Origin of the sequence: Nibrella viscosa (assembly GCF_039541875.1) — a bacterium.
GTDB classification, from domain to species: domain Bacteria; phylum Bacteroidota; class Bacteroidia; order Cytophagales; family Spirosomataceae; genus Nibrella; species Nibrella viscosa.
The window spans coordinates 808,342-821,170 of the sequence record NZ_BAABHB010000002.1 but is presented as its reverse complement, the minus strand read 5'-3'; the positions used below and the strand labels follow the sequence as shown (position 1 = coordinate 821,170).

Here is a 12,829-nt window from a genome sequence, read left to right as displayed (position 1 = left end):
CCCACGTATGACTTACCCCACCACAAAAACCGCCCTGATTGTTGGCGCTACGGGCCTGATCGGTGACCTGCTCACGCATCGGCTGGTAGACTCGACCGTTTACGACAAAGTAAAAGTACTGGTACGCAAACCGTTGGGCTGGCAGCACCCGCGCCTGCAGGAGGTCACCTATGATTTTGACCATCCGAACGGCTTGCTGGTGCAGACCGACGATATTTTCTGCTGTCTGGGTACCACTATGGCCAAAGCCGGCTCCAAAGAAGCGTTCCGCAAAGTCGATTATCAGTATCCGATGGACGTGGCCCGGCTGGGGCTGGCCAACGGAGCCCGGCAGTATGCGATTGTTACGGCGATGGGTGCCGACCTGGACTCCCGCTTATTTTACAACCGGGTAAAAGGGGAAGTAGAGCGGGACCTGGCTGCGCTGAACTACCCGACGCTGCTGATTTTCCGGCCGTCGCTGCTGCTGGGCAACCGCTCCGAATCCCGACTGGGCGAGAAAGTGGCTGCGGGCCTGATGCGGGCTACCGCCCCCCTGATTCCGGCGAAATACCGGGGTATTGAGGCTGAGAAAGTCGCCAATGCCATGTTTACCACCGCCCAGGAGGGGCTAACCGGCAAGCACATTTTTGAGTCGGATGTGCTCCAGCGGTATTGACGCCATGCCCATCATCACCAAAAAGAAGCTGGTTTACCGCATTAGCGAGGCACTGCACGACTACCTCGTGCAGTACAGCCGCGAACTGGCCCTGCCCATTCAGTATGCCGACCTGCTCCGCTATAACGACTCCATCACGCTGTACGACAATAAAGGCCAGGATACCCTCTGGGAAACCGTATTTTATACAGCTTCCGAATCGGACGACATTCACCTGGCACTGAAAGCCACGTACGCTCACCTGAAGGCCGATGGTGATATGTCTATCACCAACCACCTGACCATCGACCGCGTCGACCTCTGCAGCTACGGCAACACCAAGCCCTTCCGGGTGCGCATCCGGAATCTGGTCAACGACAACTTCGACTACTTCTACCTCAAAAATGCCGATGCCTCGCGGGTGTACGGGCTGGAACTGGAGCATATTCTGTCGCCCAACCGCATCAGCTACCTCACCAGCGGCCAGAGCCTGATTGAAGAACACATTGCCGGTATTCCGGGCGATATGTTCTTCATGATTCACATCCACGACCCCAACCTGAACCCCATCCGCTTATGCAAGGAGTTCATCAAGTTCAACGAGCGTTGCTTTGTGCGGCTACTGGGCGATATGCACTCCAGCAATTTCGTGGTGGATATAACCCCGGATTTCGATGAAGTGTATTACCGCATCCGCGCCATCGACTTCGACCAGCAGTCGTACGAAGGCCGCAAGTCGGTGTATATGCCGCAGTATTTCAAGCAGAACCTGCCCATTATTGACCTGGGCATGAAATACATGACACCGGAGAGCGTGCGGCAGTACCAGATTGAAGAGCGGTCGCTGATTGCGGGCCGTCTCCGCGTAGAAACGGCCCGCATCAGCGACCTGATGCGGGCCATGCGCGTTGATGAAATCTCGTTACCCGCCCATGTAGAGCAGCTAAAACACGCCCTCATGCGTCACTACCAGAACCCCGACTTCCTCCGCTGCCGGACTATGGGCGACCTGGTCTGGAAAAGCCTGGAGATGGTGCAGATGCATTAACCGTAGGGTTCGGCAGGACGCGGATTCCTACTTCGTCAGTTTCCCTTCCAGCATCTTGATAAAATACCCACCAACTACCGAGCGGGCGCGGAAACCGACGTGTTTGCCATTGGTGGTTTCGTGCCAGTCGCTGAGGGGAATGCGGTCGGGGCTTTCGCCGGCGAAGCGGTAGATAGGCCGGATGAAGGCCTCAAAATCGGCTGGGCGGTCGGCGAGGGTGGCGGTCCAGACAATCCAGTCGGATTTGGTGTAGGTCTTGCGGCTGTCGAGCGGCAGGCCGTAGGGTTGCTGTTTGGTCAGGTAGTAGCTGACTTCTTTCTGCGCCACTTCTTTCGGGAAAATGTTCAGACCGAGCAGTTTGTCCCAGACCAGGTTATACTTCTGGCTCCAGGAGTCTTTTTTGTCGAAGGTGAGGGCGTAGTGGTCGCCGTCCTGGGCCATATCCATCCACTTACGGGCCAGGTCGCGGGCCAGCTTCGTGTATTCATCGGCCACGGTTTTCTGCCCGAGCATACCGGCCAGTTTCCCGTAGGCGGCAATGCCCATGATGGCTTTGACCGACAGGTTGGCGTTGCGGGCGAGGTGACCGGCAAAGTCGTCGGTGCAGAGCTGATTGGCCGGGTCAAAGCCTTCTTTTTTCAGGTACTCGACCCAGGTGGTTAAGGTTGGCCAGTGCTGCCGGGCGTAGTTGGGGTTGCCTTCTGCGGCCGCAATGGCTGCGGTCAGGATAATCATGTTGCCGCACTCTTCCACCGGCATATCTTCGCCGTAGGTCTGCCCGTTGGCAATGGGATAGGTGCCTACGTCGTGGGCCGCAAACGGTTTGGTCCACTTGCCACTTTCCGAATAATAGAAGATCGGCTCCAGCATCCCTTTCAGCAGCGTGGGGTTGTACAGCAGAAACAGCGGGGCCGAGGGGTAGGTCACATCCACCGTACCGATGGAGCCGTTGCTGAAGTTCTCTTTGGACAGAAACAGCGGAGTACCCTTCGGGTCGGCTACCAGTTTGTGAGCGGCAATGGCCTGGCGGTAGGCCAGCACACACAGATCAGCGTAGGCAATGCCTCCAGCTTTCCGGGCATCGGCATACAGCTGTTTATCAAAGGCATCGCAACGGGTTTGCAGCGCCGTATAGTCCGTTTCGGCTGCCTGTAAGGCCTGTTCAATGGTCTTCTTCCCATCGCGTCGCCACCAGGCATTCAGCGGCTGCTGAAAGTATTCTACCGACTTTATATCATCGTACCCAATCAGCCAGTGCCGCTCAACCGGTTGGCCCGTCACCTGCCCCAGGTCAAAGGTGGTAGCCAGCACCAGCAGGCTATCGATTGCAGGGCGGGGCATCCGGCTATCGTCGGCACCCGATACATTTCCTTGCTTGCTGAACTGCGCCAGCGTCGACGTCAGAGAACCTATGTGGTTACTGATTCCCGCAGCCTTGGGTGCGGCCGTGTACAGGTAGCCCCAGTCGATGCGAACGTTATCGCCTTTACGGCCCAGCACCTTCTGCTCGGTGGTGCCCACGCGCATGAAGTTCAGGTTACCCGTTTGCCCCCGGTTCCAGGTTACGGTCTGGTCTGGAGAGTTGACGGCCAGTTCGGCCGACGCGCTGGTGTAGAGTTGAACGCTGTGGCGTTTGCCGTCTTTGGCGCGGGCGCGATACGTGACGTACTGCACCGGCCGCGACAGCACATCCAGGTTGTCCATCAGCAGCGGGGCCAGAAAGGTCACGGTCAGTTCAACGCCATCGGCCTCAAAGGTATATTCCGACTGGGTGGCGGTGATCCGCCGGCCGGTCTGGGCCGCGGGCGGGATATTAAGGTCATGCTCCTGCACCAGTCCCACATCCACAAAACCCGGACCGCTGAAATTCTGGCTGTGCACGGCAATCACGTTCGGGCCGGGTTTCAGCAGTTCAGCTACCTTCCGGTTGGTAGCCGCCAGTTCGTAATCGGCTGCGACGCCGGCCACGCCCGCCACCCGAACGCCGTTGACAAACACTTCGTAGTTGTCGTTGTAAATGGCCTTAACCAGCAGCTTACCGTCGGGCACGGTATTGAGCGTTACGGTCCGGCGCAGCCAGATTTCTTCGGTTTTCCAGGGCGTTTTATCGGTGTTGCGGGTGCCGAAGGTGCCCTCGCCTACCTGCCACGTGCTATCATCGAAGCCGGGCTGCGCCCAGTTATCGGATACCGGTTTGGTAGTCACGTATTTTGCCTGATAGCGGGCCTGCTGGGTAGTGGGCATAATGGTTCCGCCGGCAAAGGTGGGGTTGCCCATGAAACGATACGTGCGGCCATCCACGCGCACCAGGCCGTTTAGCTGCTGTGTCCGGCCGGTCCAGTGACGGGTCGATTCGCCGTTTAACTGGTCGCCGAACGACCATATGCTGGTGTATGGGTCAATGGTAATCAGGGGTGTTGCGGGTGGATTTAGCGCCGGCTTCGTCTGCGACAGACTGGCCGTATGGCTACCGAGAGTCAGAGCAGCAAAAAGGCAGGCGGTTTTCAGGCTAAGCCGCTTTACGGCTTGTAATCGGGTTTGCATAATGTATTTGGTAAGGAGAGCATGGGTTTACTGGACAAAAATAGTTTGGAGTTCCGGCAATGACGCGCCCAGCAGTCGCTGGGCAATGGGAGCTAGTTGGACTTCGTCACCCTGAATATGCAGGGTGGTATGCGTATGCGTCAGGCGGCCGCCGGGGGCCAGCGCTGCGGCCGGCGATGAGGTTTCCAGTTCATAAAACTGCCCCATCTGCGGTTTCCCGGGCTTCATAGGCCCATCGTTGTACGAGTTAACGACATCGCCCCCGTAGGGATTCTTTTGCTGCTCCCACATGGAGTTGACGTATTGCCGGTTGGTGGGATCGAAGGTGAACGTCACCAGCGTCAAGGTCTGCGTAGCCGGATCGTAGCTGCCGAGCCAGTTTTTGGCCCCATCGGGCGACACCCCGATTTTGCTGCGCAGTTTGGCATCCGCCCGGAAATACGCAATGGTATCGTTGATCACCAACCGGTCGAGCGGCACTTTGCCGAAATAGCTGTCGTTGATAACTGTCCCTGCTCCCTTCCGGAACGGCACCATCACGGTTGTACGCGGAGACGCATTAAACATCCCCAGTATCCAGACCGACAGCAGGCCCTTATCCGGTGTCCAGGCTCCCGGCCCCCGGTTGATCAGCGTGTTGCTGGACTGAATGCCCACCAGCTTCAGTCCATCGGCGGGCGGCACGCCCAGCAGTTGGGTCAATTCCGGGCGGGACAGCAGCCGGACGTCGCGTTCTACGCCCACCTGGAACGACGTGCCAGCGTAATTGGTCAGTTGAAAATTGCGGGTGAGCCGGGCCGACCGGTTATTTCCAGACACCACAATAAACGGCTCCGAATCGATGGGCGTGGGCGTTTGCCAGTTATCGGCCGTAAACGCAGCCCCTTTTTTGAAGAAGAGGGCGTACTGACCACCCTCCGGCCCCATCCAGAAGCGGTCTTCGCCCCCAAAGGCGTTCATGTGCGGCAGTAGTTTACCGGAGCGAATCAGGTCGTAATTGATCCAGCCGTAGCTGGTTTTGCCATCGGCGGTGCTGGTCATGACCCGTCCCTGGTAGGCCGGCAGTATCAAGGCCTGCGCGTCGCCATCGCGCAAAACCACAACATCTTTATGGTGATTCTGCAAAAACGCCAGATCATAGGCAAACGTCCCTACGGGCGGGCCGGCTGCGGTCTGCTCATTCGTCGTATTCGACCGGCAGGCCACCAGCCCGACCAGCAGCGCAGCGCCGATAATGATTACTTTTTTCATGCCTGGGTTCAGGATTTAGCGGAAAATCCCGAAATTAACCACACTTTAGGGACATCTTGCAGACCTGCTGTAAATCTTTCTCTATCTATGAACGCGCCCGTCGCCATCCGAAAAGCCAATAGCCACGATGTACGCACAATTTTTGACTTTATCTGCGATCTGGAGAAAACCGAACTGGATTTCGACGCCTTCCGGTCGGTCTTCCTGCACAACCTGACCGATCCGCGGGTTCACTACCTGGTAGCCGAGATCAAACAGGAAATAGTTGGTTTCATTAGTTGTCATATTCAATACCTGCTGCACCATGCCGGCAAAGTGGGCGAAATCCAGGAGTTGTACGTTAAGCCGGCATACCGAAGCCAGCAGATAGGCCGGAAGCTGGTAGAGGCCCTGGAAGAAATCGGCAAACGCGAAAAACTGGTCAACCTGGAAGTGACCAGCAATCAGGACCGCACGCATACCCACCGGTTTTACGAAGAGCTCACCTTTGAACCCTCGCATTTTAAGTTTGTAAAAAATATGCAGGAGCAGTAGCCTGAACTCCCCGTTCATAATGCTTTCAGACAAACCGGCATAGATACTATTATTTCTTTTCCGGTTGGGGTAAGTTTGCCGCTATCCGGGTCCCGCGCAAAAATGACAATATTGTCGGTATCCTGATTGGCGACCAGCACCCAGCGGCCGGTGGGATCAATCAGGAAGTTGCGGGGCGTTTTGCCCATGACGTCCTGATGGCCAACGTAGCTAAGTTTCCCTGTTTTTGGGTCGATGCGGAAAATAACCAGACTTTCGTGGGCCCGGTTCGAGCCGTACAGAAAACGGCCATCCGGCGAAATATGCACATCTGCACTCCATTTCCGGCCTGTGTATCCATCCGGCAGGGTATTAACCGTCTGAAAGGGTTTCAGCGTACCATTTTGGTATAGATAGCCGGTAATTGTAGAGGATAACTCCTGAATGACATACGCCCAGCGGCCATTCGGATGAAAGGTAAAATGACGCGGCCCCGAACCCGGCTGCGTGGCGATAAAAGGCGAAACCGCCGGCGCAAGCTGCCCGGTTTTGTCGTTGAACGTATACGCCATGATTTTATCAATGCCCAGATCGGGCACAAAAACATCCCGGTTGTTAGGGGCTATGTTGATGGAATGGACATGAGCCCGCTCCTGTCGCTCCGGATCGGGACCGGTACCTTCGTGCTGAATAGTTTGAATGGCCTTGCCCACTGAACCATCAGGCCGGATGGGCAGAACACTCAGATTGCCGGTCCGGTAGTTCCCCACGATAACCCAGTTGCCGGTTTTGTCCACCTCCAAATGGGGCGGTCCTACGCCAGCCGACGACTCGGAGTTCAGCAGGGTCAGTTGCCGGGTTTGCGGATCAATGGCAAACGCGTGGACCAATTCACCGTCTATGCCCTGCGCTGCGTACAAATAGCGCTGGTTGGGCGAGATCGCCAGAAACGAAGGATTCTTTATGCCTTTGGCAATGCTTACGGGGGTAGCATCGCCGGTACGGGTATCGAAGCGATACATATAAATGCCCTCACTGCCTTTGGTGGTATAGGTGCCAACGTACAGGTAGAAGCCGGTGGTTTGTCCGTGGCTGCAGAGGCTAAGACTCATCAGGAAGATCAGGAAGATAGAGCGGGTTTTCATACGTACTGGGCGAGATTTATCGGCCGGTAAATGGGCTTGTTATATAGTCTATGGGTCAAACCGTTAATAATACGTAATTTGGCGCATTGCATCAAGGACGTTAACGCCAACAGCCATGTCAACCCGGATTGTAGTAGCCGACGATCATCCTGTGGTACTCGACGGCATCAGGCTGATGCTGGAAAGCCTCCGCGAGTATACCCTGGTCGGGGTGGCTACATCGCTCCGGGAAATTGTATCAGTTTGTGCGGAAACCCACCCCGATATTCTGGTGCTGGACCTGAATCTGGAGGGTCAGAACGGTCTGGACCTGGTGCCTGAACTTCGCCAGCGGCACCCTGCTCTGCAAATTCTTATCTTCTCGGCTTACCAATCGAGCAGTCTGACCAAAAAAGCACTAGAAGCCGGCGTTGACGGTTATCTGCTCAAAGATGCTTCGAAAGCCGAATGGGCAGAGGCCCTCAGCCACATTACCCAGGGAAAAATGTACCTGAGCAAGCACCTGAAAGCCGGTGAAGGACTGCGGTTCGACACCCAACCGGTAAGCACCGCCTTTCCGCAATTGGCGGCTTTATCGGAGCAGGAACGAAAAATCATCCGACTGACGGCGCAGGGACTCACGGAACAAGCCATTGCCGAGAGCCTGTTTATCAGCAAACATACGGTACATACGCACAAGAAAAATATTTTCAGAAAGTTTCGGCTGCACACCAATACCGACCTGGTCAAGTTTGCCTACGAGAACAGTTTAGTCTGAGCGGGCAATTCAATCCGGTGTACCATACCCTGCGGCTGACGCTGTACCACAAACTGCCCACCCAGCAACTGCACCCGCGCCTGAATATTCTGCAAGCCTATCCCCCAGTTTTTTTCGGTAAGATCATACCCCCGGCCATCGTCGGAAACCAGTAACCGCAAGGCACTGTCGGCCTGATTGAGTTGCACCGTTACCGATTGGGCTTCGGCATGTTTCAGGACGTTGTTGAGTAGTTCCAGTGAAATCTGATACATAGTCTGGCTCACCATCGGATGAATAGCCTGGTTTACTATCTGCTCATGCTGAAACACCACCAATAAATCAGGATGGCTGTCCTGAATCTGCTGGGTCAGTTCATCCAGCGCGTCGACCAGTCCATATCGCTCCAGCATTACCGGCGACAAGGCGTGCGAAAACTGCCGGACATCCTGACCGACATTGCCTAATGCCTGGACCAGTTGCTGAGCCTCTTTTTGCCGTCCGTTCATACTGTCGGCCAGCATCGAAAGTTTCATCCGGATATTAGCCAGCGACAGGCTGATGCCGTCGTGCAGTTCCTGCGAGAGTCGCTTCCGCTCAATAATTTGCCCTTCGAGCAGTTGGATCGCATTTTTCTGCCGCTGAAGGGCGAGTTCGACCGCAATCCTGGCGTTCTGCACATGAATGTCCTTGAACCGGTTGGCCAGCAACACCGACAGAATAATGGTATCCAGGGCGTTGGTGACAAGCGGCAGGTTATGAGTAACGTAATTGTCTGGTAGCAGACCAACATGAACCAGCGTAATGGAAGAACCCGACAACAGCGCCATCAGGTAGCCGATTGCCACCCACAGACCTTCGGGCCGGCGGGTTTGCCAATACACCCGTAACCCAACAAAAATGACCGAAGCAATGGACACTATGGCTACCCCATGCAGCACAATCATGTAGCGCAGCAACCACTCCCCCGAATAGTAAACCGGGTTATACCAGTAATTTTTGAACAGGCCCAGAGCCGGGTTTTGCAGCCACAGCATCAGCAACAACGCCACCTGCACGCTTAACAGGATGGTGGTGTACCTAAACAGCCGTCGAAAGTTTGTTTCCAGCCGGAAAAATACCCGGACGAACAAAACAGAGGAAATATACATCATCAGCACCAGCGTCGGCCGGGCGGCACTGGTCCACCAGGTAGCCTGAGGCCACAGCAGCGCAAAGCCAAATCCGGTGTGAGCGGCCAGAAACAGCCAGGCCGAAACCGTGTAGCCGAAGTAGTAGAACATGAGCCGAAGGCGAAAGAACAGCAGAGCCAGCAAACTGAGCACGCAGTACAAGCCGCCAATGCCAAACATAAAGCCCACGAACAAATACAATTTATTCGTATTGGCCATAAAATAATCTTTCGCCCACAGCCGAAGCGGAATCTGCACCTGCTCCCCGTGTTTGTCGACCCACAGATACCCGTCGATGGTCTGGTTACCGGCTATCGTTATCGGAAACAGAAAATGGGGATGCCGGATGGGCCTCCGGCTAAACGGAAAGTGATCGCCCGTGAGCAGGCCGGCTTGTAAACGTCCCTGCGCATGCGTAAACAGTTGCAGCTTGTTGATGTGCGGATTCTCCACTTCCAGCACTAATTCTTTCGGGGTTGGCTCCGGATTCCTGACTCGAAAATGAACCCAGTAGAACTGATTGGTAAAGCCGGGGTTAATTGATGGACCCACCTGCGGCCGGAAGGCAGCGGGGTGTTTGATAACCTCCCGACTATGCGGCACCGGCACGGTATCGGCCAATAGGGTCGTCTGTTCGCTGAGTACGACCTGCCGAAAATGCCGGTCGGCCACAATCGGGGATTGCGGGTAAAGAGGCAGGCTGATCATCACCAAAGCCACCCAGCCGATACACCGCTGCCAGTATCTGCTCATCTACCGAAACGTTTGCAGAAAGATACAAAAAATACCCTCATGAGGGTATTGAGCAACGCCTTGAATCCCACGTACTTTGAATTAAAACTCCGCCTGCTTTTATGAAAAAGCGCTTCGCTTCACTGGTTCTGGTTATTCTATCCACCTCCCTTTGTCAGACGTTTGCCCAATCGGTCAGCCTGTCAAAGTCGATTTACCAGCCGGGAGAGCAAATCATTGTTAATTATGCCGGTTTTCCGGGCAACAGCCGCGATTGGATCAGTATTGCTCAGGTTGGCATGCCCGAAGATAAATACCTGGAGTGGTTCTACACAGGCGGCAATCGAAATGGCACACTGACCTTTGGTGGCCGCCCCTATGGCAACTACGAAGTACGCGGCTACTACAACAATGAAGGCATTGTGCGGGTACGGGTGCCGTTTCGGGTCGGAAATGCCGATCAGAATTTATCGGTCAAGACAGCGCAACCGGTTTACAAGCCCAACGAAAAGATTATCGTCCAATATTCGGGAATGCCGGGCAACAGCCGTGATTGGATCAGTATTGCACAACCGGGCAGTGCCGATGATAAATACCTCAGCTGGTATTACACCGATTCGAAGCAGAGTGGCACTACGGAATTCACCGGCTTACCCGAAGGCAGTTATGAGGTACGGGCGTATTACAATAATGAGGGCGTTGTTCGATCAAGATATTCGTTCACAGTCAGCAGAACGCCGGTTGTTAATCAGCCGGCTGGAGGAAAGCTCTGTAACCGGGAACTGAGTATTTTTTATGCCGGTGTCTATGGGTTAGGCTTAGCCTGGGCCCGCTTAGGGTCAGACGTCATTGCGCCCGGAACGATTGCCGATGTGCAGGCGGTACTGGGGAATGCCATTACCGGCTTAAATACCATCGGGTGTTTAGATTTTAACGTCAATAAAATCAGCGATTACACTCGCCGGTTGCCGGGCATGTCGCGCGCACAGGCTGTCAACGAAATTGATGCGCTGATCAAAGAAATTCTCGGCTCCATTCAGCGGTCGCGCATCAGTTGCAGTAATGGCGTCAGCCTGGCCTCTCTGTATTCCATCGGCATTCACCTGGGAGCCTCTCAGGGCATTGCCAACACCTTTGTATGCCGGATGATTCCCGCCGACTGGCAGCAAAACCTGCGCAACCACCTGGGGCTGGTTCGTGACGGCATTGCGGCTTACAGTAGCTGTATTCCCGGGGTAAGCCCCAGCCTCGTCAACGCCGTTGATGTCAGCTCGCCAAATGCCTACATCCCGTTCTCGACCATCGTCAGCATCCATATTCAGGTCCTATGGAGTGTCTCCCTGTCATCCTGCTGTTGTAGCTGCCCCTGACTGTAGACAAACCTTTTAATGCTTACCTACATGAAAACCGGCTTTTTACTTGGATTAAGTATGCTGCTGCTACCGGCAGCCCACGGGCAGCGGGTCGAAAGTTTTTTGGGGACCTACAAGGGTCAGAATGCGACAGGCTATTTGCAGCCGTTTGCCGATGCCCTGCCCGCCATGCTGCAGTCCGGCTATTCGCAGGATGCCCGCGTCGATTCCAGCTTTCATCTTTACATAGGTCTGGTGGTCTTTGCGGCCTTACCGACGGATGCCCAGCGACAGTTTACGGCTACCACAGAGGGCGCTTTTACGCCCGTACAACCAGCCACTGTTCCGACCATTTTTGGCGATACCAGGTCGGTAATCGTCAATGGCGATAACGGTACCTCGTATGTATTTTCGGGGGGCCTGAACACCCGGTATTTACCCCTGGCCGCTCCGCAGCTTACCCTAGGGAGTCTGTACGGTACCGAACTCAACCTCCGGTATTTTGCCTCCGATTTTGGTAAAAATTTCGGAAAGGTAAGCCTGATCGGCGGGGGCATCCGTCACAGTCTGAGTCAATATTTCCACCCAAGAAATCTTGATCTCACCCTGGCGTACGCAGAACAACAATTTAAGATTGGTACGGTGTTGAACGTCCGCAGCCGGCAGCTTATGCTCGAAGCCGGGCAGCACTGGAAAGGAATCGCCTACTATGGTTTTGCAGGCTATCTGATGAGCAAAACGGATATTCATTACGCCTACTCAGCGGAGGCCAGTTCGCAGGTCAATCTCAGCCTGAAAAACAAGAACGCCCTCATAGCCGGAGCCGGATTCAGTGTGAAGGTCTGGAAGATTAAATTAAACGCCAACGCCCGCTATGCCGGATCTATCGTCGCAACCGGTGGTCTGGGCCTTGATTTCTAACTCATTTTCCCTATGAAACTAACTAAACTCGCACGCTACAGCCTGTTAGTACTGATAATGGGCAGTTATGACCAGTGTGCACCAGAAGACTGGGACTACAGATCCCGGGAATATGTGGTGCGCAAAAATCTGGAGAGCAAGATTCCCCTTTCCGGTACATCAGGCCGTACGCAGGTGCTGACTATCACACCCGCTCAAATCAGAAGTACCCTGGGCTTGAATGAACAACTGGATTCGGAATGGCTTGGCGAGAAAATGACGTACACCCTGAAGGCGGTTAAGGTTGAAGGTTGCGCTGTCGATATTAACCTTTTAGCTAACAATCAGGCGTCAACCCTAAACCTGGAAGGTACGGTTACTGTAGCGGGCAGGAGTGGGAATGTGCCGCTATTCAATACCGGAACGGTGCAGATTCCCCTAAATGAGATTGCGCTGATCTTGTTAACGGCAAAGCTGAACCGAAACGCTGTAACAGACGTTCAGCAGGTTCTCTCCGATAACCTGAATAATCTTAACAAAGCACTGACCATCAGCTTTAAAGGAACGACAGATCCCAGTAATAAAGCTGCCTCTGCGGAAGCCCTCGTAACCTTAGGCATTACGGCTACCTATGATGTATGCCAACTTATGCCGCCCGGTTCTGGTGGAATGAAATGCAAATAAATTGCCGGACTAATGTCAATATAAAACTTTCACTTACAATGGATTGCTCCATTCGCCCTATTTCGTACATTGCCTCCCAATAAGTATGTACGTTTTGCCAGGTCGGAAACATGTA

General features: G+C 54.6%; 11 protein-coding genes. 7 read left to right on the top strand and 4 right to left on the bottom strand.

Going from position 1 to position 12,829, the window contains the following annotated elements:
* Nucleotides 1–7: 7 nt before the first annotated feature.
* Together ABD931_RS07930 and ABD931_RS07925 are read left to right on the top strand one after the other, a co-directional pair.
* Nucleotides 8–658, top strand: a complete 651-nt coding sequence (locus ABD931_RS07930; protein WP_345265710.1) for an oxidoreductase — start codon at nucleotides 8–10, stop codon at nucleotides 656–658.
* Between the two features lie 4 nt (nucleotides 659–662).
* On the top strand, nucleotides 663–1,685 hold the full coding sequence (locus ABD931_RS07925; protein ID WP_345265984.1) for a hypothetical protein: 1,023 nt from the start codon (nucleotides 663–665) through the stop codon (nucleotides 1,683–1,685).
* A 27-nt stretch (nucleotides 1,686–1,712) separates the two neighbouring features.
* On the opposite strand, the gene ABD931_RS07920 is transcribed toward ABD931_RS07925, so the two are convergent.
* Together ABD931_RS07920 and ABD931_RS07915 are read right to left on the bottom strand one after the other, a co-directional pair.
* Nucleotides 1,713–4,229: a glutaminase family protein gene (locus tag ABD931_RS07920; protein WP_345265708.1), complete on the bottom strand. Its 2,517-nt coding sequence runs from the start codon at nucleotides 4,227–4,229 to the stop codon at nucleotides 1,713–1,715.
* Nucleotides 4,230–4,256: 27 nt separating this feature from the next.
* Nucleotides 4,257–5,480 carry a DUF6786 family protein gene (locus ABD931_RS07915; RefSeq protein WP_345265706.1) on the bottom strand — a complete coding sequence of 408 codons (1,224 nt, stop codon included), beginning with the start codon at nucleotides 5,478–5,480 and terminating at the stop codon, nucleotides 4,257–4,259.
* Between the two features lie 87 nt (nucleotides 5,481–5,567).
* Here ABD931_RS07915 and ABD931_RS07910 point away from each other — a divergent pair, with 87 nt between their 5' ends.
* Nucleotides 5,568–6,014, top strand: coding sequence for a GNAT family N-acetyltransferase (locus ABD931_RS07910; RefSeq protein WP_345265704.1), 447 nt, complete (start codon nucleotides 5,568–5,570; stop codon nucleotides 6,012–6,014).
* 14 nt (nucleotides 6,015–6,028) lie between these two features.
* On the opposite strand, the gene ABD931_RS07905 is transcribed toward ABD931_RS07910, so the two are convergent.
* The gene (locus tag ABD931_RS07905; protein ID WP_345265702.1) at nucleotides 6,029–7,138 is read right to left on the bottom strand and encodes a lactonase family protein; all 1,110 of its coding nucleotides are present in this window, start codon (nucleotides 7,136–7,138) and stop codon (nucleotides 6,029–6,031) included.
* Nucleotides 7,139–7,253: 115 nt separating this feature from the next.
* Here ABD931_RS07905 and ABD931_RS07900 point away from each other — a divergent pair, with 115 nt between their 5' ends.
* Nucleotides 7,254–7,895, top strand: a complete 642-nt coding sequence (locus ABD931_RS07900) for a response regulator (protein WP_345265700.1) — start codon at nucleotides 7,254–7,256, stop codon at nucleotides 7,893–7,895.
* On the opposite strand, the gene ABD931_RS07895 is transcribed toward ABD931_RS07900, so the two are convergent.
* Entirely contained in the window at nucleotides 7,874–9,799 is a 1,926-nt protein-coding gene (locus ABD931_RS07895) for a sensor histidine kinase (RefSeq protein ID WP_345265698.1), read from the bottom strand. The two genes, ABD931_RS07900 and ABD931_RS07895, sit on opposite strands and share 22 nt — an antisense overlap.
* 101 nt (nucleotides 9,800–9,900) lie before the next feature.
* On the opposite strand from ABD931_RS07895, the gene ABD931_RS07890 reads away from it, so the two are divergent.
* Genes ABD931_RS07890 through ABD931_RS07880 form a run of 3 tightly spaced genes read left to right on the top strand, consistent with a single transcriptional unit; the run spans nucleotide 9,901 to nucleotide 12,714 of the window.
* On the top strand, nucleotides 9,901–11,148 hold the full coding sequence (locus ABD931_RS07890; protein WP_345265696.1) for a hypothetical protein: 1,248 nt from the start codon (nucleotides 9,901–9,903) through the stop codon (nucleotides 11,146–11,148).
* Nucleotides 11,149–11,178: 30 nt separating this feature from the next.
* Nucleotides 11,179–12,051 carry a DUF6588 family protein gene (locus ABD931_RS07885; RefSeq protein WP_345265694.1) on the top strand — a complete coding sequence of 291 codons (873 nt, stop codon included), beginning with the start codon at nucleotides 11,179–11,181 and terminating at the stop codon, nucleotides 12,049–12,051.
* Between the two features lie 12 nt (nucleotides 12,052–12,063).
* Nucleotides 12,064–12,714, top strand: a complete 651-nt coding sequence (locus tag ABD931_RS07880; protein WP_345265692.1) for a hypothetical protein — start codon at nucleotides 12,064–12,066, stop codon at nucleotides 12,712–12,714.
* Nucleotides 12,715–12,829: the final 115 nt, after the last annotated feature.

Coding starts and splice junctions, on each gene's coding strand:
- ABD931_RS07885 (WP_345265694.1), top strand. CDS start 11,179: ATGAAAACCGGCTTTTTACTTGGATTAAGTATGCTGCTGCTACCGGCA.
- ABD931_RS07930 (WP_345265710.1), top strand. CDS start 8: ATGACTTACCCCACCACAAAAACCGCCCTGATTGTTGGCGCTACGGGC.
- ABD931_RS07910 (WP_345265704.1), top strand. CDS start 5,568: ATGAACGCGCCCGTCGCCATCCGAAAAGCCAATAGCCACGATGTACGC.
- ABD931_RS07905 (WP_345265702.1), bottom strand. CDS start 7,138: ATGAAAACCCGCTCTATCTTCCTGATCTTCCTGATGAGTCTTAGCCTC.
- ABD931_RS07895 (WP_345265698.1), bottom strand. CDS start 9,799: ATGAGCAGATACTGGCAGCGGTGTATCGGCTGGGTGGCTTTGGTGATG.
- ABD931_RS07915 (WP_345265706.1), bottom strand. CDS start 5,480: ATGAAAAAAGTAATCATTATCGGCGCTGCGCTGCTGGTCGGGCTGGTG.
- ABD931_RS07920 (WP_345265708.1), bottom strand. CDS start 4,229: ATGCAAACCCGATTACAAGCCGTAAAGCGGCTTAGCCTGAAAACCGCC.
- ABD931_RS07880 (WP_345265692.1), top strand. CDS start 12,064: ATGAAACTAACTAAACTCGCACGCTACAGCCTGTTAGTACTGATAATG.
- ABD931_RS07900 (WP_345265700.1), top strand. CDS start 7,254: ATGTCAACCCGGATTGTAGTAGCCGACGATCATCCTGTGGTACTCGAC.
- ABD931_RS07890 (WP_345265696.1), top strand. CDS start 9,901: ATGAAAAAGCGCTTCGCTTCACTGGTTCTGGTTATTCTATCCACCTCC.
- ABD931_RS07925 (WP_345265984.1), top strand. CDS start 663: ATGCCCATCATCACCAAAAAGAAGCTGGTTTACCGCATTAGCGAGGCA.